Genomic DNA, 24,173 nt, shown 5'->3' on the forward strand with positions numbered 1-24,173 from the left:
GACATTCGCATGGCACAGCCGCAAGCGCCCGAAGGGTCCGGGTCGGACAAGCCCCCACTGCGTGTGGGCATGGTCGGCTACGCCTTCATGGGCTCCGCCCACTCCCAGGGCTGGCGCACCGCGGGCCGCGTGTTCGACCTGCCCCTTCAGCCGGTGATGGCCGCGATCTGCGGGCGGGACGAGACGGCCGTGCGAGCGGCGGCCGACCGGCACGGCTGGGCGGCGACCGAGACCGACTGGCGGGCGCTGATCGTCCGGGACGACGTCGATCTGGTCGACATCTGCACCCCGGGTGACAGCCATGCCGAGATCGCGATCGCCGCGCTGGCCGCGGGCAAGCACGTCCTGTGCGAGAAGCCCCTCGCCAACACGGTCGAGGAGGCCGAGGCGATGGCGGCCGCCGCCGAGTCGGCCTACGAACGAGGCCAGTTGGGGATGGTCGGTTTCAACTACCGCCGGGTGCCCGCCACCGCGCTGGCCCGGCGGATGGTCGCCGAGGGCCGCGTCGGCACCCTGCGGCACGTCAGGGTGTCGTACCTCCAGGACTGGCTGGTCGATCCGCAGGCCCCGCTGACCTGGCGGCTGCGCAAGGAGCTGGCCGGTTCCGGCTCGCTCGGCGACCTCGGCGCACACATCGTCGACCTGGCGCAGTACCTGGCGGGGGAGCAGCTGGCCGGCGTGTCGGCGCTCACGGAGACCTTCGTACGGGAACGGCCGCTCGCCGGTGCCGTCCGTGGGCTGGGCGCGGCCTCGGCCGAGGGGACCGGGCAGGTCACCGTGGACGACGCCGCCCTGTTCACCGCCCGTTTCGCCTCCGGTGCCCTCGCCTCGTTCGAGGCCACCCGGTACGCCACCGGCCGGAAGAACGCCCTGCGCATCGAGCTCAACGGCGAGCGCGGCTCCCTCGCCTTCGACCTGGAGCGGCTCAACGAGCTCTGGTACCACGACGGCACCGAACCCGACGCCCGGGCCGGTTTCCGCCGCATCCTCGTCACCGAGCCCGACCACCCCTACCTGGAAGCCTGGTGGCCGCCGGGCCACGGCCTCGGCTACGAGCACAGCTTCGTCCACCAGGCCCGCGACCTCGTCCACGCGGTCGCCGAGGGCCGCCGCCCCGAACCCTCCTTCGCCGACGGGCTCCAGGTGCAGCGCGTCCTTTCGGCGGTGGAGGAGAGCGCCGAGAAGAACTCCGTCTACACCCCGATCGCGGTCTAGGAGGCGTTGGGAATGCCGCGTACCTTCACGCTCTTCACCGGCCAGTGGGCCGACCTGCCCCTCGAGGAGGTCTGCCGCCTGGCCCGTGACTTCGGCTACGACGGGCTCGAACTCGCCTGCTGGGGCGACCACTTCGAGGTCGACAAGGCGCTGAACGACCCGTCCTACGTCGAATCGAGGCATCAGCTCCTCGACAAGTACGGCCTGAAGTGCTGGGCCATCTCCAACCACCTGGTGGGCCAGTCCGTGTGCGACGCCATCATCGACGAGCGCCACCAGGCGATCCTGCCGGAGCGGATCTGGGGCGACGGCGACGCGGAGGGCGTACGCCGGCGCGCCGCAGCCGAGATCAAGGACACCGCCCGCGCCGCGGCGGCCTTCGGCGTCGACACCGTCATCGGCTTCACCGGCTCCGCCATCTGGCACCTGGTCGCGATGTTCCCGCCGGCCCCCGAGTCGATGATCGAACGCGGCTACGAGGACTTCGCCGAGCGGTGGAACCCGATCCTGGACGTCTTCGACGCCGAGGGCGTGCGATTCGCCCACGAGGTGCACCCGAGCGAGATCGCCTACGACTACTGGACCACCCGGCGGGCCCTGGACGCCGTCGGCAACCGCCCCGCGTTCGGCCTGAACTTCGACCCCTCGCACTTCGTCTGGCAGGACCTCGACCCGGTCGGCTTCCTGTGGGACTTCCGCGAGCGCATCTACCACGTCGACTGCAAGGAGGCCCGCAAGCGCCTCGACGGCCGCAACGGGCGCCTCGGCTCCCACTTGCCCTGGGGTGACCCGCGGCGCGGCTGGGACTTCGTCTCCGCCGGGCACGGTGACGTGCCCTGGGAGGACGTCTTCCGGATGCTGCGTTCCATCGACTACCAGGGCCCCATCTCCGTCGAGTGGGAGGACGCCGGCATGGACCGGCTCCAGGGCGCCCCCGAGGCCCTGACCCGCCTGAAGGCCTTCGACTTCGAGCCGCCCAGCGCGTCCTTCGACGCCGCGTTCAACAGCTGACGCACCCCCGCGTCGGCAGGTCGGGGACGGGGGCCGGAACAACCACCGGTCCCCCCTCCGGCCTGCCCGGTTCCCGCTTTGTCCTGTGATGGGAGAAAGTTCAACCGATCCTGACGCAAGGGGTGTTGCCCCGGGACGGAGGCGGATACCGTCCCTGAAGCGTTCACGACACACACACCTCCGGGGTGACGGCGCACCCCGGCGCCCGCACCGCACGTCCTCGCACCCATTCCGTACGGCCCACCCCGTTCCCGGAGGGACTTCGTGCACAGCACCAGACTCAGCAGTACCCGCACCCCGAGGCGTCCCAGGCTTCGCACCGCCCTCGCCCTGTTCACCGGCCTGCTGCTGGCCGTGGGCACCCCGGCGACCGTCGCCGGCGCCCACCCCGGCCACCCCGAGCACGACGAACCGGCCGCCGAGGGGCAGTTCCAGCAGGTGCCGCTCGCCAAGGGCGAGCCCGAGACGGGCGAGCCGATGTCGCTCGCCGTGCTCCCGGACCGCAGCGTCCTGCACACCTCGCGCGACGGCACGCTGCGCCTCACCGACCAGGGCGGCGTCACCAAGGTCGCCGGCAAGATCCCCGTCTACAGCCACGACGAGGAAGGCCTGCAGGGCGTCGGCATCGACCCGGACTTCGCGAACAACCGGGCGATCTACCTCTACTACGCCCCGCCGCTCGACACCCCCGCGGGCGACGCCCCGGAGAGCGGCACCCCCGAGGAGCTCGCGAAGTTCGACGGCGTCAACCGCCTGTCCCGCTTCGTGCTGAACCCCAACGGCACGCTGGACATGGCCAGTGAGAAGAAGGTCCTGGACGTCGCCGCCTCCCGCGGCACCTGCTGCCACGTCGGCGGCGACATCGACTTCGACGCGGACGGCAACCTCTACCTGTCGACCGGCGACGACACCAACCCCTTCTCCTCCGACGGCTACACGCCGATCGACGACCGCGAGAACCGCAACCCCGCCTTCGACGCCCGCCGCAGCTCCGGCAACACCAACGACCTGCGCGGCAAGATCCTCCGTATCAAGGTCGCCGAGGACGGCTCGTACACCGTTCCGGAGGGCAACCTCTTCGCCCCCGGCACCGACAAGACCCGTCCCGAGATCTACGCGATGGGCTTCCGCAACCCGTTCCGGATGAGCGTCGACGACGAGACAGGCATCGTGTACGTCGGCGACTACGGACCCGACGCGGGCGCCGCCGACCCCGGCCGGGGCCCGGCGGGGCAGGTGGAGTTCGCCAAGGTCACCGAGGCCGGCAACTTCGGCTGGCCGTTCTGCACCGGGAACAACGACGCCTACGTCGACTATGACTTCGCCACCGGCACCTCCGGCGAGAAGTTCGACTGCGCCGCCCCGAAGAACACCTCGCCGCACAACACGGGCCTGGTCGACCTGCCGCCCGCGCAGGCCGCCTGGATTCCGTACGACGGCGGCTCCGTGCCCGAGTTCGGCAGCGGCTCCGAGTCCCCGATGGGCGGCCCGGTCTACCGCTACGACCCCGACCTCGACTCCAGCGTGAAGTTCCCCGAGGCCTACGACGGCGACTTCTTCGCGGGCGAGTTCGGCCGCCGCTGGATCAAGCGGATCGAGCAGAACGCGGACGGTTCCGTCGCGAAGATCAACGACTTCCCGTGGACCGGCACCCAGATCATGGACATGGAGTTCGGCCCCGACGGCGCGCTCTACGTCCTCGACTACGGCGTCTCCTGGTTCCAGGGTGACGAGCACTCCGCGCTGTACCGGATCGAGCACGCCGAGGACGGCTTCTCGCCGATCGCCGAGGTGAGCGCCGACAAGACCTCCGGAGCGGCCGGCCTGAAGGTCACCTTCACCGGCTCCGCCAAGGACGCCGACTCCACGGACCTCACCTACAGCTGGGACTTCGGCGACGGCACCACGGGCGAGGGCCTCAAGCCCACCCACCGGTACAAGAAGGTCGGCACCTACACGGCCACGTTCACCGCCACGGACCCCGAGGGCAACACCGGCAACGCCAGCGTCCGCATCGTGGTCGGCAACACCGAGCCCAAGGTGAGGATCGACCTGCCGGCCAACGGCAGCCTGTTCGCCTTCGGCGACCCCGTCCCGTTCAAGGTGACCGTCACCGACCCCGAGGAGACGATCGACTGCTCCAGGGTCAAGGTCGCCTACAGCCTCGGCCACGACTCCCACGCCCACGAGCTGACCAGCGAGATGGGCTGCGAGGGCACCCTGAAGCCGCCGCCCGGTGACGGCGGTCACGACCCCAACGCCAACATCTACGGCGTCGTCGGCGCCGGCTACACCGACGGCGGGGCGAACGGCCAGGAGGCCCTGACCGGCACCGCGCGGACCGTGCTCCAGCCGCCGCACCGCCAGGCCGAGCACTTCGGCGCCCAGTCCGGCGTGAAGACGTACGACAAGACCGGCGCCCACGGCGGCAAGACCGTCGGCGACATCAACGACGGCGACTGGATCTCCTTCAGCCCCTACCGGTTCGACGGGCAGAAGAAGATGACCGTGCGGGCCTCCTCCGGCGGCGCCGGCGGCTTCGTCGAACTGCGCACCGGTTCGCCCGAGGGACCGCTGCACGGCTCGGCCTACATCCCGCCGACCGGCAGCTGGGACACCTTCCAGAACGTCGACGTGCCGCTGCGGGCACTGCCGAAGAAGACCACCGACATCTACCTCGTCTTCAAGGGCGGCGAGGGCGCGCTCTTCGACGTGGACGACTTCGAGTTCTCCAAGCAGCCCTTCAAGGGCGGCAAGAAGGTCCTGGTCTTCTCCAAGACCGCCGGCTTCCGGCACGACTCCATCCCGGCGGGCATCGCGGCCCTGAAGGAGCTCGGCGCCCCCGCCGGCATCACGGTCGACGCGACCGAGGAGGCCGGGCAGTTCACCACCGCCAACCTCGCCAAGTACGACGCGGTGGCCTTCCTGTCCACCACCGGTGACGTCCTCAACGCCGCCCAGCAGACGGCGTTCGAGAACTACGTCAAGAACGGCGGCGGCTACATGGGCATCCACGCCGCCGCCGACACCGAGTACGACTGGGAGTTCTACGGCGGCCTCGTCGGCGCCTACTTCGACTCGCACCCGGCCATCCAGCAGGCCACCGTCCGCGTCGAGGACCACGACCACCCGTCGACCTCGCACCTCGGCGACGCCTGGGAGCGCACCGACGAGTGGTACAACTACCGCACCAACCCGCGTGAGCAGGCCAAGGTCCTCGCCACCCTGGACGAGACCACCTACCAGGGCGGGAACATGAAGGGCGACCACCCGATCGCCTGGTGCCAGTCCTACGGCGGCGGCCGCTCGTTCTACACCGGCGGCGGCCACACCAAGGAGTCCTACGCCGAGGAGGCCTTCCGGGGCCACCTGCTCGGCGGTCTGCAGTACGCCACCGGCCAGGTCAAGGCGGACTGCAAGCCGAGCACGGACCACCGGAAGATCTTCAACGGCCGGACGCTGGACGGCTGGAAGCAGGCCGGACCCGGAAAGTTCGTCGTCAAGGACGGCACCATGGAGTCCGAGGGCGGCATGGGCCTGCTGTGGTACCAGGCCAAGGAGCTGCAGTCGTACTCCCTGAAGCTCGACTGGAAGATGCAGGGCGACGACAACTCCGGGATCTTCGTGGGCTTCCCCGCCTCGGACGACCCCTGGTCCGCGGTGACCAAGGGCTACGAGATCCAGATCGACGCCACGGACGCACCCGACCGGACGACGGGCGCGGTCTACTCCTTCAAGTCGGCGAACATCAAGGCCCGTGACCAGGTCCTGCGGCCGCCCGGCCAGTGGAACTCCTACGAGATCAAGGTCCAGGGGGAGCGCCTCCAGGTGTTCCTCAACGGAGTCAAGATCAACGACTTCACCAACAAGGACCCCGAGCGGAGCCTGACCGACGGTCACATCGGCCTGCAGAACCACGGCGCCGACGACCAGGTCTCCTTCCGCAACATCCAGTTGAAGGAACTGCCCGTCCAGGGCGACTGAACGGCGGCGGGCGGGGGACGCCGGACCCCCGCCCGCCGTCTTTGTCCCTCCCCCCGGGGATCGCGCACGCCAAGGAGGCTGCCCATGTCCGCGTCCCTCACCCGACCGCGTGTGGGGGTGTGGCTGATCGGAGCCCGAGGCTCCGTCGCCACCACCGTCGTCACCGGGTGCGCCGCCGTCACCGCGGGACTGCACCCACCCACCGGCATGGTGACCGAGACGTCGATGTTCGCCGAGAGCGGTCTGCCCGCGCTCTGCGACCTCGTCTTCGGCGGCCACGACACCGTCGACTGCCCCCTGCCCAAACGTGCCGAGACCCTCACCGCCGGCGGCGTCCTCCCGCCGGGCGTCGCCACCGCCGTCACCACCGAACTCGCCGCCGCCGACCGGGAGATCAGACCCGGCGGCCCCACCCCCGGCGACACCAGGAGCGAGGCCGAACTGATCACGGCCTTCGCCGACGACATACGTGACTTCGCACGCCGCCACGAGCTCCGGCGGACCGTGGTGGTGAACGTCGCCTCCACCGAGCCGGCCTCCCAGGGGCCCGGCGCCCCGCTGCCGGCCAGCACCCTGTACGCGCTGGCGGCCCTGCGCGCGGGGTGCCCCTACGTCAACTTCACCCCGTCCGAGGGCATGCACCACCCCGTCGCCGCCCGCGAGGCCGAGCGGAGCGGTCTGCCCCACGCCGGGAGGGACGGCAAGACGGGGCAGACCCTCCTGCGGGCCGTGCTGGGCCCGATGTTCGCGCAGCGGGCGCTGACCGTACGGGCCTGGTCCGGCACCAACCTGCTCGGCGGCGGCGACGGCGCCGCCCTCGCCGACCCGGCCGCCGCGGCGGCGAAGAACGCCGGCAAGGAACGCGTCCTCGCCGACACCCTCGGCACCGTGCCCGAGGGCGAGGTGCACATCGACGACGTCCCGGCCCTCGGCGACTGGAAGACCGCCTGGGACCACATCGCCTTCGACGGCTTCCTCGGCACCCGCATGATCCTCCAGACCATCTGGCAGGGCTGCGACTCGGCCCTGGCGGCACCCCTTGTGCTGGACCTGGCCCGCCTGACCGCCCGCGCCCACGAGGCCGGCCTCACCGGCCCGCTCGGCGACCTCGGCTTCTACTTCAAGGACCCGGTGGGGGACGGGCCGGCGAGCCTGGGGGAGCAGTACGCGGCGCTCGGACGCCTGGGGGAGACGCTGCGGGGTGCCGGCGCGCCGGCTGCGGGCTCGGCCCCGGGTGCGGTCGCCGGCGCAGGACCGACGCGGCCTCCGGAACGACCGCAGGACGAGGAGACCCAGGGGCGGCGGCCATGAGCCGCAGCCGCGCCTGGGCCGAACTCCTGCGGCTGCCCGCCCTGTTCACCGTCCCCGGCGACGCCCTGAGCGGGGCCGTCGCCACGGGCGCCCGTCCCAACCCGCGGACCTTCCTCGCCATCGGCTCCTCCCTCTGTCTCTACGAGGCCGGCATGGCCCTCAACGACTGGGCGGACCGGGAGGAGGACGCCGCCGAGCGCCCCCACCGCCCGCTCCCCTCCGGCCGGATCCGGCCGTCCTCCGCCCTCACGGCGGCCTGCGCCCTGACAGCCACCGGGCTCGCCCTCGCCGCCCGGGCCGGCCGCCCGGCCCTGGCCGTCGCCGCCCCGCTCGCGGCCACCGTCTGGGCCTACGACCTCGTCCTGAAGCACACCCCTGCCGGGCCCGTCGCCATGGCAGCGGCCCGCGGCCTCGACCACCTTCTCGGCGCCGCCGCCACCACGGGACGCCCGCAGGAGGCACTGCCCTCCGCCGCCCTCCTCGGCACGCACACCCTCGCGGTGACGGCGGTCTCCCGCCGGGAGACCCAGGGCGGCTCGGTACTGGCACCTCTGGCCGCCCTCACCGCGACGGCCGTCCTCGCCCGGCTCGTGGCGCGCGGCGCGAAGGGGGCCGCCGAGGGCGCGAGCGGCATCGGTGCCGGCACCGGCGCGGACATTGGCGGGGCAGGCGCCGGTGGCACCGACTCAGGTACCGGTACCGGCCGCGTCGGCAGCGGCAGCGGCAGCGGCATCGGCACCGGCGGCACCAGGTCAGGCACCGGCACAGGCACTGGCGTTACCGGCACCGGCACCGGCACCGGCGCGGGCACCGGCGGCACACGCGCCGGTGGCACCGACTCAGGTACCGGTACCGGCCGCATCGGCACCGGCACCCGCACCGGCCGCACCGGACCAGGTGCCGGCACAGGCACTGGCGTTACCGGCACCGGCACCGGCGCGGGCACCGGCGGCACACGCGCCGGTGGCACCGACTCAGGTACCGGTACCGGCCGCGTCGGCACCGGCACCCGCACCGGCCGCACCGGACCAGGTGCCGGCACCGCTACAGGTACCGCCGGCACCGCCTCAGGGACCGGCACCGGCCTCACCCTCGACGGTGCCCTGCGCACCGCCCTGGCCACCGCCTACGCCGCCACCGCGGCCCGCCCCTACACCCACGCCGCGCTGAACCCCTCACCCCCGCTCACCCAGCGAGCGGTCGGCGGCGGCATCCGCGCCACCATCCCCCTCCAGGCCGCCCTGGCAGCCCGCGCCGGAGCCGGCCTCACCGCCCTGGCGATCGCCGCGCTCGCCCCGATCGGACGCAAGTACGCGAGGAAGGTGAGCATCACATGAGCCCGCGGCCCCACCCGGCGCAGGACCCCGGCGAACCGGCACCCCCGCTCACCCCCCTCCGCTTCGGCTACGGCACCAACGGCCTCGCCGACCTCCGGCTCGACGACGCCCTCGCCCTGCTGGCCGACCTCGGCTACGACGGAGTCGGCCTGACCCTCGACCACATGCACCTCGACCCTCTCGCCCCGGACCTCCCGGCCCGCACCCGCCGGGTCGCCCGCCGCCTCGGCGAACTCGGGCTGGGCGTCACCGTGGAGACGGGTGCCCGCTATGTGCTCGACGCGCGCCGCAAGCACGGCCCTTCCCTGCTGGACCCGGAGCCGGACGACCGCGCCCGGCGCGTCGACCTGCTGCTGCGAGCCGTCCGCGTCGCCGCCGACCTCGGTGCCCACGCCGTGCACTGCTTCAGCGGCGTCCGCCCGCCCGGCACGGACGAGGACACGGCCTGGAGACGGCTGGCCGACAGCCTCGCCCCCGTCCTGGACGCCGCGGCCGCCGCCGGTGTCCCACTCGCCGTGGAACCGGAGCCCGGCCATCTGCTCGCCGGCCTGGACGACTTCCACCGGCTGCGCCGCGGCCTCGGCGACCCCGGCCCGCTCGGGCTCACCCTGGACATCGGTCACTGCCAGTGTCTCGAACCCCTCCCTCCCGCCGACTGCATCCGTGCCGCCGGGCCCTGGCTGCGCCACGTCCAGATCGAGGACATGCGCCGTGGCGTGCACGAACACCTCCCGTTCGGCGAGGGCGAGATCGACTTCCCGCCCGTCCTGGCGGCCCTCGCCGCCACCGGTTACCAGGGCCTGACCGTCGTCGAACTGCCCCGCCATTCCCACGCGGGTCCCCACCACGCCGCACTCTCCCTCCCCTTCCTGCGCGCCGCCGCCTCCCCCCAAGGGCCGGTCCCACCCCCGACTCCGCCCGTCGCACCCCACGGCGAGCGCTCCGCCAGCCCTGAAGGGAGCATCCCGTGAAGCACCCCGACGCCGTTCCGGCGCCCCCGGCGGCGAGATCCGACGACCCGAGCGGTACCGGTGCCGAGGGCCGCACCTCCCTCGCCGCCCTGCGCGCCCATCTCGACTCCCGGCTCCCGGGAGCCGCGCGGGCCTGGCTCGACCAGGCCGTCGCCGAGGCCGCCGCCCACCCCGGCACCCACGGACCCATCTCCGTGTGGGAGTTGCGTATCGCCGAGGCGGGGCGTCGCTGCGGCGACGAGTACGCCGACGCCGCCCGCGTGCTGGTCCTGCACGCCGCCGGTGCCGACCCGGCCGCGCTCGGCCGCGTCTACCGCCAGGGCACCGCTGCCGAGCGCCGCGCCGTCCTGCACGCCCTGCCCCACCTGGTCTCCGGGCCGGACGCCCTCCCGCTGATCGAGGACGCCCTGCGCACCAACGACACGCGGCTCGTCGCCGCCGCCGTCGGCCCGTACGCCGCCCTGCACCTCGACCCGCACAACTGGCGCCACGCCGTGCTGAAGTGCCTGTTCACCGGCGTACCCGTCGACCACGTGGCCGATCTGGAGCGCCGCGCCCGCGCCGACGCCGAACTCGCCCGCATGCTCGGCGACTTCGCGGCCGAACGCACTGCCGCGGGCCGTCCCGTACCGGAGGACCTGCACCGTGTCCTGGCCCTGACCGATCCCGCGCCCGCACCGCACGGATCGGACACCCCCCACGCCAAGGAGTCCTGATGCGCATCTTCGACCCCCACATCCACATGACGTCCAGGACCACCGACGACTACGAGGCCATGCACGCCGCCGGCGTCCGCGCCGTCGTCGAGCCCGCCTTCTGGCTCGGTCAGCCCCGCACCTCGCCGGCCACCTTCCTCGACTACTTCGACTCCTTGCTCGGCTGGGAGCCCTTCCGCGCCGCCCAGTACGGCATCGCCCACCACTGCACGATCGCCCTGAACCCCAAGGAGGCGAACGACCCGCGCTGTCTTCCCGTCCTCGACGAACTCCCCCGCTATCTCGTCAAGGACCAGGTGGTGGCGGTCGGTGAGATCGGCTACGACTCGATGACCCCCGCCGAGGACACCGCCCTCGCCGCCCAGCTCCAGCTCGCCGCCGACCATGAACTGCCCGCGCTCGTCCACACTCCCCACCGCGACAAGCTGGCCGGTCTGCGCCGCACCCTCGACGTGGTGCGGGAGTCCGCCCTGCCGGCGGACCGGGTCCTGATCGACCACCTGAACGAGACCACGGTCAAGGAGGCCAAGGACGGCGGCTGCTGGCTCGGCTTCTCCGTCTATCCCGACACCAAGATGGACGAGGAGCGGATGGTCGCGATCCTGCGCGGCTACGGCACCGAGCAGGTGCTGGTGAACTCCGCCGCCGACTGGGGCCGCAGCGACCCGCTGAAGACCCGCAAGGTCGGCGACCTGATGCTCGCGGAGGGCTTCACCGAGGACGAGGTCGACCAGGTGCTCTGGCGCAACCCCGTCGCCTTCTACGGGCTCAGCGGCCGGCTGAACCTCGACATCGTCGCCACCGACGCCACCCACGAGGGCAACTCCATCCTGCGCGGCGGGGAGTGAGCCATGCGCTTCCGCCACCCCGACGGCTCCACGGTGCACCTCGCCTACTGCACCAACGTCCACCCCGCGGAAACCCTCGACGGTGTCCTCGCGCAGCTCCGCGACCACTGCGAACCCGTGCGCCGCCGCCTCGGCCGTGACCGGCTCGGCATCGGCCTGTGGCTCGCCAGGGACGCCGCCCACGCCCTCGTCACCGACCCGTCCGCGCTGCGCACCCTGCGCACCGAACTCGACCGGCGCGGACTCGAGGTCGTCACCCTCAACGGCTTCCCCTACGAGGGCTTCGGGGCCGAAGAGGTCAAGTACCGCGTGTACAAGCCGGACTGGGCCGACCCCGAGCGCCTCGAACACACCACCGCCCTCGCCCGTGTCCTTGCCGGGCTCCTCCCCGACGACGTCACCGAGGGCAGCATCTCCACCCTCCCGCTCGCCTGGCGCACCCCACGGGACAACCGGCGGTCCGGCGCCGCCCACGACGCGCTTCGCACCCTCGGGGAACGCCTCGACGCCCTGCAGGAGCTGACCGGCCGCTCCTTGCGCGTCGGCCTGGAACCGGAGCCCGGCTGTGTCGTCGAGACCACCGGCGACGCCATAGCCCCGCTGACCGCGATCGCCCACGACCGCATCGGGATCTGCGTCGACACCTGCCACCTCGCCACCTCCTTCGAAGACCCGCACACCGCCCTCGACGCCCTCACCCGGGCCGGTGTCCCCGTGGTGAAATCCCAGCTCTCCGCCGCACTGCATGCCGAACACCCGCATCTTCCCGAAGTACGCGAAGCTCTCGCCGCCTTCGACGAACCCCGCTTCCTGCACCAGACCCGCACCACGACCGCAGCGGGCCTGCGCGGCACCGACGACCTCGGCGCCGCCCTCGAGGACGCCGGCCTGCCCGACGCCTCACCCTGGCGGGCCCACTTCCACGTCCCGCTGCACGCGGCCCCCGCCGCGCCCCTCACCTCCACGCTCGCCGTACTGAAGAGCGCGCTGGCCCGGCTCGTCGGCGGACCCGGCCCGCTCACCCACCACCTGGAGGTCGAGACCTACACGTGGCAGGCCCTCCCACCGGAGCTGCGGCCCCGCGCCCGCACCCAGCTGACGGACGGCATCGCGGCCGAACTCACCCTCGCCCGCGACCTGCTGACGGACCTCGGCCTCAAGGAGCTGCCGTGAACGCCTCCGGGACAGCGCGCCCCACCCCGCTCCTCGTGCTCGACGTCGTGGGCCTCACCCCCCGTCTCCTCGACCACATGCCGCACCTCAAGTCCCTCGCCCGGTCCGGCGCCCAGGCCCCCCTCGGTACCGTCCTGCCCGCCGTCACCTGCGCCGCCCAGTCGACCTTCCTGACCGGCACCATGCCCTCCGAGCACGGCATCGTCGGCAACGGCTGGTACTTCCGCGAGCTCGGCGACGTCCTGCTGTGGCGCCAGCACAACGGCCTCGTCGCCGGCGACAAGCTCTGGGACGCCGCCCGCCGCGCGTACCCCGGCTACACGGTCGCCAACATCTGCTGGTGGTACGCCATGGGCGCCGACACCGACATCACCGTCACCCCCCGTCCGGTCTACTACGCCGACGGCCGCAAGGAACCCGACTGCTACACGCGCCCGCCGGACCTCCACGACGAACTCACCGAGGAACTCGGCACCTTCCCGCTGTTCCACTTCTGGGGCCCCGGCGCGGATCTCGTCTCCAGCCGGTGGATCATCGCCGCGACCCGCCACATCCTCCGCACCCGGCACCCCGACCTGGCCCTGTGCTACCTCCCTCACCTCGACTACGACCTGCAACGCTTCGGTCCCGACGACGCGCGCTCCCTGAAGGCGGCAGCCGACCTGGACGCGGCGGTGGCACCGCTGCTGGCCGACGCGCGCGCGCAGGGCCGTACCGTCGTCGTGCTCTCCGAGTACGGCATCACCCGCGTGAGCCGGCCCGTCGACATCAACCGCGCACTGCGCCGCGCGGGCCTGCTGGAGGTGCACACGCAGGACGGCATGGAGTACCTCGACCCGATGGCGTCGCGCGCCTTCGCCGTCGCCGACCACCAGATCGCCCACGTCTACGTGCGCCGCCCCGAGGACCTGGAGGCGACCCGCGCCGCCCTCGACGGGCTCCCCGGCCTCGGGCAACTCCTCGACGACGAGGGCAAGAAGGCCCACCACCTCGACCATCCGCGCTCCGGCGAGCTGGTCGCCGTCGCGGAGCCGGACGCCTGGTTCACGTACTACTACTGGCTCGACGACGACCGCGCGCCCGACTTCGCGCAGCTCGTCGAGATCCACCGCAAACCCGGCTACGACCCGGTCGAGCTCTTCATGGATCCCCTCGACCCCTATGTCAAGGTCAAGGCCGCGACCGCGCTGGCCCGCAAGAAACTGGGCATGCGCTACCGCATGGCGGTCGTGCCGCTGGATCCCTCACCTGTTCGCGGCAGCCACGGCCGCCTTCCCGAGAGCGACGACGACGGTCCGCTTCTCATCTGCTCCACCCCCCGTGCACTCGGTGACCGCGTGCCGGCCACTGATGTGAAACAACTCCTGCTCCAGCTCGCCGGACTCGGCTGAGATCCGGCTACTGAGAGTGAAACACACGGCACTGACAACGGCCGGTCCCGGCGGGACCGGGCCGGCCACGACCGCGAAGGCAGGCCATTCGTGACCCTGTATTCCGACCCTTCCCGCGCCGACGGAGCCTCCGCCACCGATGCCCCCGGCGAAGGACTGCGCCGCGCCCTCGGCGTGGACCGCCGCCGGTTCCTCAGCACCTGCACCGCCGTGGCCGCCGGAGCCGTCGCCGCCCCGGTCTTCGGCGCCGCCCCGGCCCTGGCCCAGGACCGCGGCAGAGACCACGGCCACGGGCATGGCCACGGCGGGGACGTTCTCGTCCCGCCGCACAGGCGCGGCATCATCCTCTACACCGTCCGTGACGCCACCGCCCGCGACCCCCTCGCCTCCGACCTGCCCTCCGGCTTCCGTGAGGTGTTCAAGCAACTGGCGCGGCACGGCTACCGGCAGGTGGAGTTCGCCGGCTACCGCCAGCACGCCAACGCCCCCGGCGGTGCCGACCTGGAGACCATCCAGGGTGCCAGGCTGCTGCGCGCCTGGCTCGACGACTACGGTCTGCGCGCCCAGGGCAACCACGGCTTCATCCCGCCGTCCTGGCCGCTGACCACCGCGGACCTGGACACCTTCAAGAAGCACCTGGAGATCGCCAACATCATCGGCATGGAGCACATGGGCACCGGCGGCGACCCCACCGGCAGTTCCTACCGTGCCGACTGGGACGTGGCCGCCGACAAGTGGAACGCCCTCGGCGAGATCGCCCGCCGCGAGGGCATCAAGCTCTACACCCACAACCACGACAGCGCGTACGGCTTCCTGCTCGACCGGGGCCCGCTGGACGACCAGGGCCGGCCGACCCGCAGCTCCGGCATCCGCAAGCTGGAGTACTTCCTCAAGGTCACCGACCCGAGGGTGGTCTGGCTGGAGATGGACATCTTCTGGGCGCACGTGGCCCAGTACAAGTTCCACACGTACACCGCCGCCGACGGCTCCACCCGCAGGAACGTCTTCGACCCGGCGGGCCTCGTCGCCTGCCACAACAAGCGCTACCCGCTGTTCCACGCGAAGGACGGCGTCGTCAGCACGACCAACGGCATGGGGTACGAGATGGTGCCCTTCGGAACCGGGGTCATCGACTACACGACGTTCTTCTCGCGGGTGGGGGACCGCAACTACCACAACCCGATGGTCGAGGACGACAACTCCCCGAGCGCCACCGACCCCGCGCAGTCGCTGCGCGAGGCCAAGATCAGCTACGACAACATGGCGGCCCTGCGCAAGCGCCGCCGCTGATCCACCCCACGAATCGGGCGGCCCTTCCCCGTGGTGGGGAAGGGCCGCCCGGTCCGTTCGCGGTCTGTCGTGCGGCCTCGCGGGCCACGTGTCACCTCAGGCCGTCTCCTCGCCCAGCGGGTGGGGGTTGGGGTCGATGCGCTTGGACTTGGGCCGACCCGGTTGGGACAGGAACAGGGCGATGAACGCGGCGAACAGCGAGATCGAGCCGGCCAGCGTGAACGCCCCGGTGTGGCCCCAGTTGGCCACCACGACAGCACCCATGCCGGATCCGAGCAGGCCGGACACCAGCTTGGAGCTGTAGACCAGGCCGTAGTTGGACGCGTTGTTGTTCTCGCCGAAGTAGTCCGCCGTCATCGCCGCGAACATCGGGAAGATGGCGCCTCCGCCGAACCCGGAGATGCTGGAGAAGAGCAGGAACAGCGGGAGGTTCTCGATGTTGGCGGACCACAGGATGCCGTACTGGGAAAGGCCGAGGACGATGCAGACGAAGATCAGGCATCGCTTGCGCCCGTAACGGTCCGACAGCCAGCCGATCACACCGCGCCCGGTGCCGTTGACGATGGCCTTGAGTGACATGGCCGTTGCGACGATTCCGCCGGCGAAGCCGGCCTCCTTGCCTATGTCGACCTGGAAGGCGATGCCGAAGATGTTCACGCCCGACGTGCACATCAGGCAGAACCACATCAGCGCGACCCGCCCGGTCTTCCAGGCCTCCTTCGGGGTGTACTGCTTGACCGCCGGCGGGTTCATCGACAGTGCGCGCCGGGCGCGGTGGTCGTCCGGCACCCGCAGCGGGTCGACCTCCTCGGGCCACCAGTTCTTCGGCGGGTCCTTGAAGAAGTAGCCGGACACGGCCACCACCCCGGCCAGGAAGACACCGACCCCGACAAGCACCCAGCGGAAGTTCGTCAGATCCATGTAGCCGGTGAAGAGGAAGACGAACGGCACGGAACCGTAGGCGAATCCGCCGTTGACGAAGCCGGTCTTGCCTCCCTTGCGTTCCGGGTACCACTTGCCGACCATGTTCACGCAGGTCGCGTAGACCATGCCGGCGCCCATACCGCTGAACATGCCGAACCCTATGTACGCGACGATCACATGCGGCGCGTACGCGAGGGACAGATATCCGAGCAGTGTGCCGAGTGCGCCGAGCATCATCGCCCAGCGGGCGGGCAGCTTGCCGCTTTCCCTGAGCTTTCCGGCGGGGAAGGCCACCGCCGCCTGGAAGAACACCCAGACACCAAGCATCCAGAAGATGTGCGCACTGTTCCAACTGTGTGCGATGTGCAGGGTGTCCTCGGCCGACGCGAACGCGTACTCGGCCGAGCTGATGCCCATCATGCCGATCCACGGCAGGATGACCATCCACTTGCGTTTGCGGCCCATGATGTCGATGTCGGTCTCACCGAGGCGGTACACGCGCCCGTTGGCGTCGGTCACCTCTCGGTAGGCCACCGATGTCGGCAGATCGGTCGTTGTCATGTCGTGTTGCACCCCTTGCGTCGAAAGATCTGGCCAGCGCCCCCTGTCCCATGCCTTTCGTGCGCGCGCGGGTCCCGGGGCCGGCCGACGCGCACCGTCGGCCGGCTCCCCCCTCGCCTCAGGTCATGAGCCGCCCTCCAACAGCCCCGCCGCCCACGCCCACCGGTACTTGGCGCCGAGCACGGCCACCGGCCGCTCCGTGGTGTACGGGTACGCCACGACCCCCCGCTCGTAGAGGTACTGGCACGCCTCCTCGACCTCGACGTCGCCCGCGAGTGACGCCACCACCGGCTTCTCGATCCCGCGCTCCCGGAACTCGGCCACCACGCGCGCGGTGAGCTCGGCGAAGACCATGGGAGGGGTGACGATCGTGTGCCAGTAGCCGAGGACGAGCGCGTGGATGCGCGGGTCCTCCAGGCCGAGCCGGATGGTCGCCTCGTACGTCGACGGCGGCTCGCCCCCGGTGATGTCCACCGGGTTGCCCGCGGCCCCGAAGGGCGGGATGAACTTCCGGAACGCCTCGTCCAGGTCCGGCGGGATCTCCATCAGGGAGAGCCCGTTGTCCGTCACCGCGTCGGAGAGCAGTACCCCGCTGCCGCCGGCCCCGGTGATGATCACGACGTTGCCGCCCTTGGGGGTCGGAAGCACCGGCAACGCGCGCGCGTACTCCAGCATGTCGTTCAGCCCGGGCGCCCGGATGACGCCCGCCTGCCGCAGGATGTCGTCGTACACCGCGTCGTCGCCCGCGAGGGCGCCGGTGTGCGAGCCCGCGGCCTTCGCGCCGGCGGCCGTACGGCCCGCCTTGAGGACCACGACCGGCTTCTTCGGCACGGTCTGACGCGCCGCCTCCACGAAGGCACGGCCGTCCTTGAGGTCCTCCAGGTGCATGGCGATGCACTCGGTGTGCGGGTCCTCACCGAACCAGGTCAGCAGGTCGTCCTCGTCCAGGTCGGACTTGTTGCCGAGGCCCACGATCGCCGACACACCCGTCTTCGTGGTGCGGGCGAACCCCAGGATGGCCATGCCGATGCCGCCGGACTGCGAGGTCAGCGCGACGCCGCCCTTGACGTCGTACGGCGTGCAGAACGTGGCGCACAGGTCCTGCCAGGTGGAGTAGTAGCCGTAGATGTTCGGGCCGAGCAGCCGGGTGCCGTGCCGTTCGGCGATCGTCACGATCTCGGCCTGGAGCTCGTGCTCGCCGGTCTCCGCGAAGCCGGAAGGGATGAGGACGGCGTTTGGTATCCCCTTGCGCCCCACCTCCTCCAGCGCCGCCGCGACGAACTTGGCGGGGATGGCGAACACGGCCACATCCACCTCACCGGGAACGTCCGTGACACTCTTGTACGCCTTGCGGCCCAGAATGTCATCGGCCTTGGGGTTCACCGGGTGGATCTCCCCGGAGAAACCGCCGTCGACGAGGTTGCGCATCACCGAATTGCCGATTTTGCCCTGCTCGTTGGAGGCCCCGATGACGGCGACGGCCCGCGGCTGCATCAGCCGGCGCATCGAGGTGAGGATCTCCTCGCGCGAGTAGCGGCGGCGCTGCTTCACCGCGGCCTCGGAGAGGATCACCCGGATGTCGGCCGCGACGGCACCCTCGGGAGTGGCGATCACCGGGTTGAGGTCGACCTCGGCGATCTCCGGGAAGTCCGTGACGAGCTGGGAGACCCGGCGGATCTGCTCGGCGATCGCCCACCGGTCCACAGCGGCCGCGCCGCGGACCCCGCGCAGGATCTCCGCCGAGCGGATCGAGTCCAGCATGGACAGCGCCTCGTCGGCGTCCACGGGCGCGAGCCGGAAGGTGACGTCCTTCAGCACCTCGACGAGCACCCCGCCGAGCCCGAAGGCGACCACCTTGCCGAACGTCGGATCGGTCACCGCGCCGACGATGACCTCCTGCCCCTTGGGGAGCAGCTCCTGCACCTGCACACCCTCGATCCGGGCGTTCGCGTCGTAGGCACGGGCGTTGTCGACGATGGTGTGGAACGCGGCCCGCACGTCGGCGGCGCCCACGACGCCGACGATCACGCCGCCGGCGTCGGTCTTGTGCAGGATGTCCGGCGAGACGATCTTCATCACGACGGGTCCGGCGAACCGTGCCGCGTAGGCCACGGCCTCGTCGACGTCGGTCGCCAGCTCCTCACCGGGTACGGCGATCCCGTACGCGTCCGCCAGCACCTTGCCCTCGGGAGCGGTCAGCGCCGTGCGCCCCTCGGCCCGGACGGTGTCGAGGAGCGTACGCACCCTCAGCACCCGGTCTTCGGCCATCACGTCAGATCACTCCGTTCGACTTGAGCAGGCGCAGCTCCTCGTCACCGAGGCCGAGCTCGCCGACGTAGACCTCGGCGTTGTGCTCTCCCAGCAGCGGCGAACTGGTCACTTCCACGGGGGAGTCGGACAGCTTCAGCGGGCTGCCCACGGTCATGAACTCGCCGCGCTCGGGGTGCGGCACCCGTACGACCATCTCGTTCGCGGCCAGCGAGGCGTCCTCGATGATCTCCTTGGTGGACAGGATCGGCCCGCACGGGATGTTGTGGGCGTTGAGCCGCTCCAGCACCTCCCACTTGGGCAGGGTCGAGGACCACTCCTCGATGAGCTGGAACATCTTGTTGAGCTTGGGCAGCCGGGCCTCCGGCGTCGACCACTCCGGGTCGTCGGCCAGTTCGGGCCGGCCGATGAGCTCGCTGATGGGCTGCCAGCCGACGGGCTGCACGATGACGTACACGTAGTCGTTCGGGCCGCCCGGCGCGCACTTGACCGCCCAGCCGGGCTGGCCGCCGCCGGACGCGTTTCCCGAGCGGGGAACCTCGGTGCCGAAGTCCTCGTTGGGATATTCGGCGAGCGGGCCGTGTGCCAGGCGCTGCTGGTCGCGCAGCTTCACCCGGCAGAGGTTGAGCACGGCGTGCTGCATGGCCACGTTGACCCGCTGCCCGCGCCCGGTGTGCTCCCGCTGGTACAGCGCGGCGAGGATGCCCGCCACGGCGTGCACACCCGTCCCCGAGTCCCCGATCTGGGCCCCCGTCGCCAGCGGCGGTCCGTCCTCGAAACCGGTGGTCGACATCGACCCGCCCATGGCCTGAGCGACGACCTCGTACGCCTTGAAGTTGGTGTACGGGCCTTCGCCGAACCCCTTGATGGAGGCATAGACGATCCGCGGATTGATCTCCTGGATGCGGTCCCAGGTGAAGCCCATGCGGTCGATCGCGCCCGGTCCGAAGTTCTCGACCATGACGTCGGAGCGCCGGATCAGTTCGGTGAGGAGCTCCTTGCCGCGTTCGGTCTTGGTGTTGAGGGTGATGCTCCGCTTGTTGCAGTTGAGCATCGTGAAGTAGAGGGAGTCGACGTCCGGGACATCACGCAGCTGCTTGCGCGTGATGTCACCGGTCGGCGCCTCCAGCTTGACGACGTCCGCGCCGAGCCAGGCGAGCAGCTGGGTCGCGGAGGGCCCGGACTGGACGTGGGTCATGTCCAGGACGCGGATGCCCTGGAGAGCCTGTGCGGTCACCGGATCACCTCACTTGTACATGGTCTGGTTCATGGTTCCGGGGGCGTACGCGTCCGGGTCGACCCAGACGTTGATCAGCGACGGCTTGCCCGACTCGCGAGCGCGCCGCAGCGCCGGGCCGATGTCGGCGGGGTCACGGACCTCCTCGCCGTAACCGCCCAGCATCTGGGCGAACTTGTCGTAGTGGACGTCGCCGAGGGTGTTGCCGATCCGCTCGCGCTCCTTGCCGTACTTGGCGGCCTGGCCGTAGCGGATCTGGTTCATGGAGGAGTTGTTGCCGACGATGCCGACGAAGGGGAGGTCGTAGCGCACCAGCGTCTCGAAGTCCCAGCCGGTCAGGGAGAACGCGCCGTCGCCGAAGAGGGCGACGACCTCCTTGTCGGGCCGCGCCTGCTTGGCCGCCAGCACGAACGGCACCCCGACGCCGAGCGTGCCCAGCGGACCCGGGTCCATCCAGTGACCCGGTGACTTGGGCTGCACGACCTGGCCGGAGAAGGTGACGATGTCGCCGCCGTCGCCGATGTAGATCGAGTCCTCGGTGAGGAAGTCGTTGATCTCGCTGACGAGCCGGTACGGGTGGATCGGCGAGGCGTCCGAGCGCAGCTGCGGCAGCCGCTTCTCCAGCGCGGTCTGCTCGGCGGCGCGCAGCTCGTCGAGCCACTCCTTCCGCTTGGACGCACCCCCGTTGACGCGCCCGGAGGCCGCCTCGGTCACCGACTTCAGCACCAGTCCCGCGTCGCCGACGATGCCGAGGTCGATGTCGCGGTTCTTGCCGACGGTCCGGTAGTCGAGGTCGATCTGCACGACGGTCGCGTTCGCCGACAGCCGCTTGCCGTAGCCCATGCGGAAGTCGAAGGGCGTACCGACGATGACGATGACGTCGGCGCCTGAGAAGGCGTACCGGCGCGACAGCTGGAAGTGGTGCGGGTCGCCGGGCGGGAGGGTGCCGCGGCCGGCGCCGTTCATGTACGCCGGGACGTTCAGCGTGCGGACCAGCTCGATGGCCGCCTCGGTGCCGCGGGTCGTCCACACCTGGCTGCCCAGCAGGATCGCGGGCTTCTCGGCGTGCACGAGCAGGTCGGCGAGCTTCTCGATGGCCTCGGGGTCGCCGGCCGAGCGGGTCGAGGCGCGGTAGGCACCGGGCTTCGGCACGCGCGCCTTGTCCGCCGGCACCTTGGCGTCGAGGACGTCGCGCGGGATCTCCAGGAAGGAGGGCCCGGGCGCGCCGTGGTAACACTCGCGGAACGCCATCGACACCATGTCCGCCGCGCGCGCCGTGTCGGGCACGGCCGCCGCGAACTTGGTGATCGGCGCCATCATGTCGACGTGCGGCAGGTCCTGCAGGGACCCCATCTTGTGCTGGGTGAGGGCACCTTGACCGCCGATGAGCAGCATCGGCGACTCGGCGCGGAAGGCGTTGGCGACGCCGGTGACGGCGTCGGTCGTCCCCGGGCCGGCGGTGACGACCGCGCAGCCGGGCTTGCCGGTGATCCGTGCGTAGCCGTCGGCGGCGTGTGCCGCGACCTGCTCGTGACGGACGTCGACGACCTCGATGCCCTCGTCGACGCAGCCGTCGTAGATGTCGATGATGTGGCCGCCGCACAGGGTGTAGATGCGGTCTACCCCCTCGGCCTTCAAGGCCTTGGCGACGAGATGACCGCCGGAAATGACGTCCTGGGTGTCGTCGGGCATGGCGAAGTCCTGTCCCTTCGTAGGGGGTTGGAACGCTCTCTCGTACATTGCATACAGTCGACGAATACTGTATGAAGCTTGTTATCCCGCATCCTGTGGGTGGTGTCCAGGGGGCGTGCGGCAGTTTTCGGGAGTCTCGGGGTCGCCCCCGGAAGACTCAGTAGTCAGGAGCCGAGATGGACCTGTACGAACACCAGGCAAGGGAACTCTTCGAGGAACACGGCATCTTGGTGCCGAGGGCCGAAGTCACCGACTCGCCCAAGGAGGCGCGCGAGGCAGCCCGCCGGCTGGGCGGCCGTGCCGTCGTCAAGGCGCAGGTCAAGACCGGCGGGCGCGGCAAGGCGGGCGGTGTGAAGCTCGCCGCCGACCCGGCCGCCGCCGAGCTGACGGCGCGCCAGATCCTCGGCATGGACATCAAGGGCCACACGGTCGGCACAGTGATGCTGGCCCAACCGGTCGACATCGACAGCGAGTTCTACGTCTCCTACGTCCTCGATCGCGCAGCGGGCCGCTTCCTCGCGATCGCGTCCGCCGAGGGCGGCATGGACATCGAGGAGGTCGCCGCGAGCCGGCCCGAGGCCGTGGCACGCATCCCCATCGATCCGGCCGAGGGCGTCACCTCCGCCAGGGCGGGCCGGATCGCCGAGGCGGCCGGACTGCCGCCGCAGACCGTCGACGTGCTGGTACGGCTGTGGGAGGTACTGGTCCGCGAGGACGCACTGCTCGTCGAGGTCAATCCGCTGGTGCGCACGAAGCAGGGCCAGATCCTCGCCCTCGACGGCAAGGTCACCCTGGACGACAACGCCCGATTCCGGCAGGCACGCTGGGGCGCCGAGGGCGCGGAGCACGACGACCCGCTGGAGGCGGCGGCCGCCGCACGGGGCCTGAACTACGTCAAGCTCGACGGCGAGGTCGGCATCATCGGCAACGGCGCCGGCCTCGTCATGTCGACGCTCGACGTCGTCGCGGGCTGCGGTGCCCGGCCCGCCAACTTCCTCGACATCGGCGGCGGGGCCTCCGCCCAGATCATGGCCGACGGCCTGTCCGTCATCCTCTCCGACCCGGCCGTGAAGTCGGTCTTCGTCAACGTCTTCGGCGGCATCACGGCCTGCGACGCGGTCGCCGACGGCATCGTGCAGGCGCTGGAAACCGTCCGGCTGACCAAACCGCTGGTCGTCCGGCTCGACGGCAACAGCGCCGCACGCGGCCGGGCGATCCTCGACGAACGCCGGCACCCGCTCATCCAGCAGGCCACCACCATGGACGGCGCCGCCCGCTCGGCGGCCCAGCTCGCCAACGCAACCTGAGGAGACGGGACATGGCCATATACCTCACCAAGGAGAGCAAGGTCCTCGTCCAGGGCATGACCGGCGGCGAGGGCATGAAGCACACCCGGCGCATGCTCGCCGCCGGCGCCGATGTCGTCGGGGGCGTCAACCCGCGCAAGGCGGGCCGCACCGTCGACTTCGACGACCGTGCGGTGCCCGTCTTCGGCTCGGTCGGCGAGGGCATGGCGGCCACCGGGGCGGACGTCACGGTCGTCTTCGTGCCGCCCGCCTTCGCCAAGGCCGCGGTGATCGAGGCCGCCGACGCCGGCATCGGCCTCGCGGTCGTCATCACCGAGGGCATCCCGGTCCACGACTCGGTCGCCTTCACGGCGTACGCGCAAGCGAAGGGCACCCGGATCATCGGCCCCAACTGCCCCGGCCTGATCACCCCAGGCCAGTCCAACGCGGGCATCATCCCGGCCGACATCACCAAACCCGGCAGGATCGGCCTGGTGTCGAAGTCCGGCACGCTGACCTACCAGCTCATGTACGAACTGCGCGACATCGGCTTCTCCACCTGTGTCGGCATCGGCGGTGACCCCGTCGTCGGCACCACGCACATCGACTGCCTGGCAGCCTTCCAGGACGACCCCGACACCGAACTGATCGTGCTGATCGGCGAGATCGGCGGCGACGCGGAGGAACGGGCCGCGGCGTACATCCGCGAGCACGTCACCAAGCCGGTCGTCGGTTACATCGCGGGTTTCACGGCGCCCGAGGGCAAGACCATGGGGCACGCCGGCGCCATCGTCTCCGGCTCGTCCGGTACGGCGCAGGCGAAGAAGGAGGCGCTGGAGGCGGTCGGAGTGCGGGTGGGGAGCACACCGACCGAGACGGCCCGCCTGGTGCTGGCCGCCCTGGGAACCACCACGTGACGTCACTCACTGTCGCGGCACGGTGACTGTCGCGCTTCTTG

At 71.2% G+C, this 24,173-nt stretch carries 17 protein-coding genes; 13 read left to right on the forward strand and 4 right to left on the reverse strand.

Annotation, left to right across the window (positions count from 1 at the left end):
- The first annotated feature begins 9 nt into the window (after window positions 1–9).
- The 11 genes from ACIHCM_RS25760 (at window position 10) to ACIHCM_RS25810 (ending at window position 15,247) form a co-directional block, all read left to right on the forward strand.
- Window positions 10–1,215: a Gfo/Idh/MocA family protein gene (locus ACIHCM_RS25760; RefSeq protein WP_399900179.1), complete on the forward strand. Its 1,206-nt coding sequence runs from the start codon at window positions 10–12 to the stop codon at window positions 1,213–1,215.
- Window positions 1,216–1,227: 12 nt separating this feature from the next.
- Window positions 1,228–2,226, forward strand: coding sequence for a sugar phosphate isomerase/epimerase family protein (locus ACIHCM_RS25765; RefSeq protein ID WP_399900181.1), 999 nt, complete (start codon window positions 1,228–1,230; stop codon window positions 2,224–2,226).
- Between the two features lie 264 nt (window positions 2,227–2,490).
- On the forward strand, window positions 2,491–6,210 hold the full coding sequence (locus ACIHCM_RS25770) for a ThuA domain-containing protein (RefSeq protein WP_399900184.1): 3,720 nt from the start codon (window positions 2,491–2,493) through the stop codon (window positions 6,208–6,210).
- Window positions 6,211–6,294: 84 nt separating this feature from the next.
- Window positions 6,295–7,521: an inositol-3-phosphate synthase gene (locus ACIHCM_RS25775; RefSeq protein WP_399900187.1), complete on the forward strand. Its 1,227-nt coding sequence runs from the start codon at window positions 6,295–6,297 to the stop codon at window positions 7,519–7,521.
- Entirely contained in the window at window positions 7,518–8,858 is a 1,341-nt protein-coding gene (locus tag ACIHCM_RS25780; protein WP_399900189.1) for an SCO3242 family prenyltransferase, read from the forward strand. The genes ACIHCM_RS25775 and ACIHCM_RS25780 overlap by 4 nt, the downstream gene beginning before the upstream one ends.
- Window positions 8,855–9,829: a sugar phosphate isomerase/epimerase family protein gene (locus ACIHCM_RS25785; protein WP_399900192.1), complete on the forward strand. Its 975-nt coding sequence runs from the start codon at window positions 8,855–8,857 to the stop codon at window positions 9,827–9,829. The genes ACIHCM_RS25780 and ACIHCM_RS25785 overlap by 4 nt, the downstream gene beginning before the upstream one ends.
- Entirely contained in the window at window positions 9,826–10,545 is a 720-nt protein-coding gene (locus tag ACIHCM_RS25790; RefSeq protein ID WP_399900195.1) for an EboA domain-containing protein, read from the forward strand. The genes ACIHCM_RS25785 and ACIHCM_RS25790 overlap by 4 nt, the downstream gene beginning before the upstream one ends.
- Entirely contained in the window at window positions 10,545–11,393 is an 849-nt protein-coding gene (locus ACIHCM_RS25795; RefSeq protein ID WP_399900198.1) for a TatD family hydrolase, read from the forward strand. Before ACIHCM_RS25790 ends, ACIHCM_RS25795 begins: the two co-directional genes overlap by 1 nt.
- 3 nt (window positions 11,394–11,396) lie before the next feature.
- Window positions 11,397–12,566 carry a metabolite traffic protein EboE gene (eboE, locus tag ACIHCM_RS25800; RefSeq protein ID WP_399900201.1) on the forward strand — a complete coding sequence of 390 codons (1,170 nt, stop codon included), beginning with the start codon at window positions 11,397–11,399 and terminating at the stop codon, window positions 12,564–12,566.
- Window positions 12,563–13,957, forward strand: a complete 1,395-nt coding sequence (locus tag ACIHCM_RS25805) for a nucleotide pyrophosphatase/phosphodiesterase family protein (protein WP_399900204.1) — start codon at window positions 12,563–12,565, stop codon at window positions 13,955–13,957. The genes eboE and ACIHCM_RS25805 overlap by 4 nt, the downstream gene beginning before the upstream one ends.
- A 90-nt stretch (window positions 13,958–14,047) precedes the next feature.
- Complete coding sequence (locus ACIHCM_RS25810) at window positions 14,048–15,247, forward strand: sugar phosphate isomerase/epimerase family protein (protein WP_399900207.1); 1,200 nt, start codon at window positions 14,048–14,050, stop codon at window positions 15,245–15,247.
- Window positions 15,248–15,343: 96 nt separating this feature from the next.
- Here ACIHCM_RS25810 and ACIHCM_RS25815 read toward each other — a convergent pair whose 3' ends face one another.
- From ACIHCM_RS25815 to ACIHCM_RS25830, 4 genes are all read right to left on the reverse strand, one after another.
- Window positions 15,344–16,732 (reverse strand): OFA family MFS transporter, encoded by a 1,389-nt coding sequence (locus ACIHCM_RS25815; RefSeq protein WP_399900210.1) that lies wholly within the window; start codon window positions 16,730–16,732, stop codon window positions 15,344–15,346.
- A gap of 123 nt (window positions 16,733–16,855) precedes the next feature.
- Entirely contained in the window at window positions 16,856–19,000 is a 2,145-nt protein-coding gene (locus ACIHCM_RS25820) for an acetate--CoA ligase family protein (protein ID WP_399900342.1), read from the reverse strand.
- A 4-nt stretch (window positions 19,001–19,004) separates the two neighbouring features.
- Window positions 19,005–20,237, reverse strand: a complete 1,233-nt coding sequence (gene frc / locus ACIHCM_RS25825) for a formyl-CoA transferase (RefSeq protein ID WP_399900213.1) — start codon at window positions 20,235–20,237, stop codon at window positions 19,005–19,007.
- A gap of 9 nt (window positions 20,238–20,246) precedes the next feature.
- Complete coding sequence (locus ACIHCM_RS25830) at window positions 20,247–21,929, reverse strand: thiamine pyrophosphate-binding protein (protein ID WP_399900216.1); 1,683 nt, start codon at window positions 21,927–21,929, stop codon at window positions 20,247–20,249.
- 176 nt (window positions 21,930–22,105) lie between these two features.
- On the opposite strand from ACIHCM_RS25830, the gene sucC reads away from it, so the two are divergent.
- Window positions 22,106–23,236, forward strand: coding sequence for an ADP-forming succinate--CoA ligase subunit beta (sucC, locus tag ACIHCM_RS25835; protein WP_399900219.1), 1,131 nt, complete (start codon window positions 22,106–22,108; stop codon window positions 23,234–23,236).
- Window positions 23,237–23,247: 11 nt separating this feature from the next.
- Window positions 23,248–24,132 carry a succinate--CoA ligase subunit alpha gene (sucD, locus tag ACIHCM_RS25840; RefSeq protein WP_399900222.1) on the forward strand — a complete coding sequence of 295 codons (885 nt, stop codon included), beginning with the start codon at window positions 23,248–23,250 and terminating at the stop codon, window positions 24,130–24,132.
- Window positions 24,133–24,173: the final 41 nt, after the last annotated feature.

The organism is Streptomyces sp. NPDC052023 (assembly GCF_044548465.1).
Classification (GTDB): domain Bacteria; phylum Actinomycetota; class Actinomycetes; order Streptomycetales; family Streptomycetaceae; genus Streptomyces.

What these genes read in the sequence shown, in the direction of transcription:
- ACIHCM_RS25780 (WP_399900189.1), top strand. Translation starts at nt 7,518, where the DNA reads ATGAGCCGCAGCCGCGCCTGGGCCGAACTCCTGCGGCTGCCCGCCCTG.
- ACIHCM_RS25820 (WP_399900342.1), bottom strand. Translation starts at nt 19,000, where the DNA reads ATGGCCGAAGACCGGGTGCTGAGGGTGCGTACGCTCCTCGACACCGTC.
- ACIHCM_RS25785 (WP_399900192.1), top strand. Translation starts at nt 8,855, where the DNA reads ATGAGCCCGCGGCCCCACCCGGCGCAGGACCCCGGCGAACCGGCACCC.
- eboE (WP_399900201.1), top strand. Translation starts at nt 11,397, where the DNA reads ATGCGCTTCCGCCACCCCGACGGCTCCACGGTGCACCTCGCCTACTGC.
- sucC (WP_399900219.1), top strand. Translation starts at nt 22,106, where the DNA reads ATGGACCTGTACGAACACCAGGCAAGGGAACTCTTCGAGGAACACGGC.
- ACIHCM_RS25765 (WP_399900181.1), top strand. Translation starts at nt 1,228, where the DNA reads ATGCCGCGTACCTTCACGCTCTTCACCGGCCAGTGGGCCGACCTGCCC.
- ACIHCM_RS25760 (WP_399900179.1), top strand. Translation starts at nt 10, where the DNA reads ATGGCACAGCCGCAAGCGCCCGAAGGGTCCGGGTCGGACAAGCCCCCA.
- ACIHCM_RS25795 (WP_399900198.1), top strand. Translation starts at nt 10,545, where the DNA reads ATGCGCATCTTCGACCCCCACATCCACATGACGTCCAGGACCACCGAC.
- ACIHCM_RS25815 (WP_399900210.1), bottom strand. Translation starts at nt 16,732, where the DNA reads ATGACAACGACCGATCTGCCGACATCGGTGGCCTACCGAGAGGTGACC.
- sucD (WP_399900222.1), top strand. Translation starts at nt 23,248, where the DNA reads ATGGCCATATACCTCACCAAGGAGAGCAAGGTCCTCGTCCAGGGCATG.
- ACIHCM_RS25830 (WP_399900216.1), bottom strand. Translation starts at nt 21,929, where the DNA reads ATGCCCGACGACACCCAGGACGTCATTTCCGGCGGTCATCTCGTCGCC.
- ACIHCM_RS25775 (WP_399900187.1), top strand. Translation starts at nt 6,295, where the DNA reads ATGTCCGCGTCCCTCACCCGACCGCGTGTGGGGGTGTGGCTGATCGGA.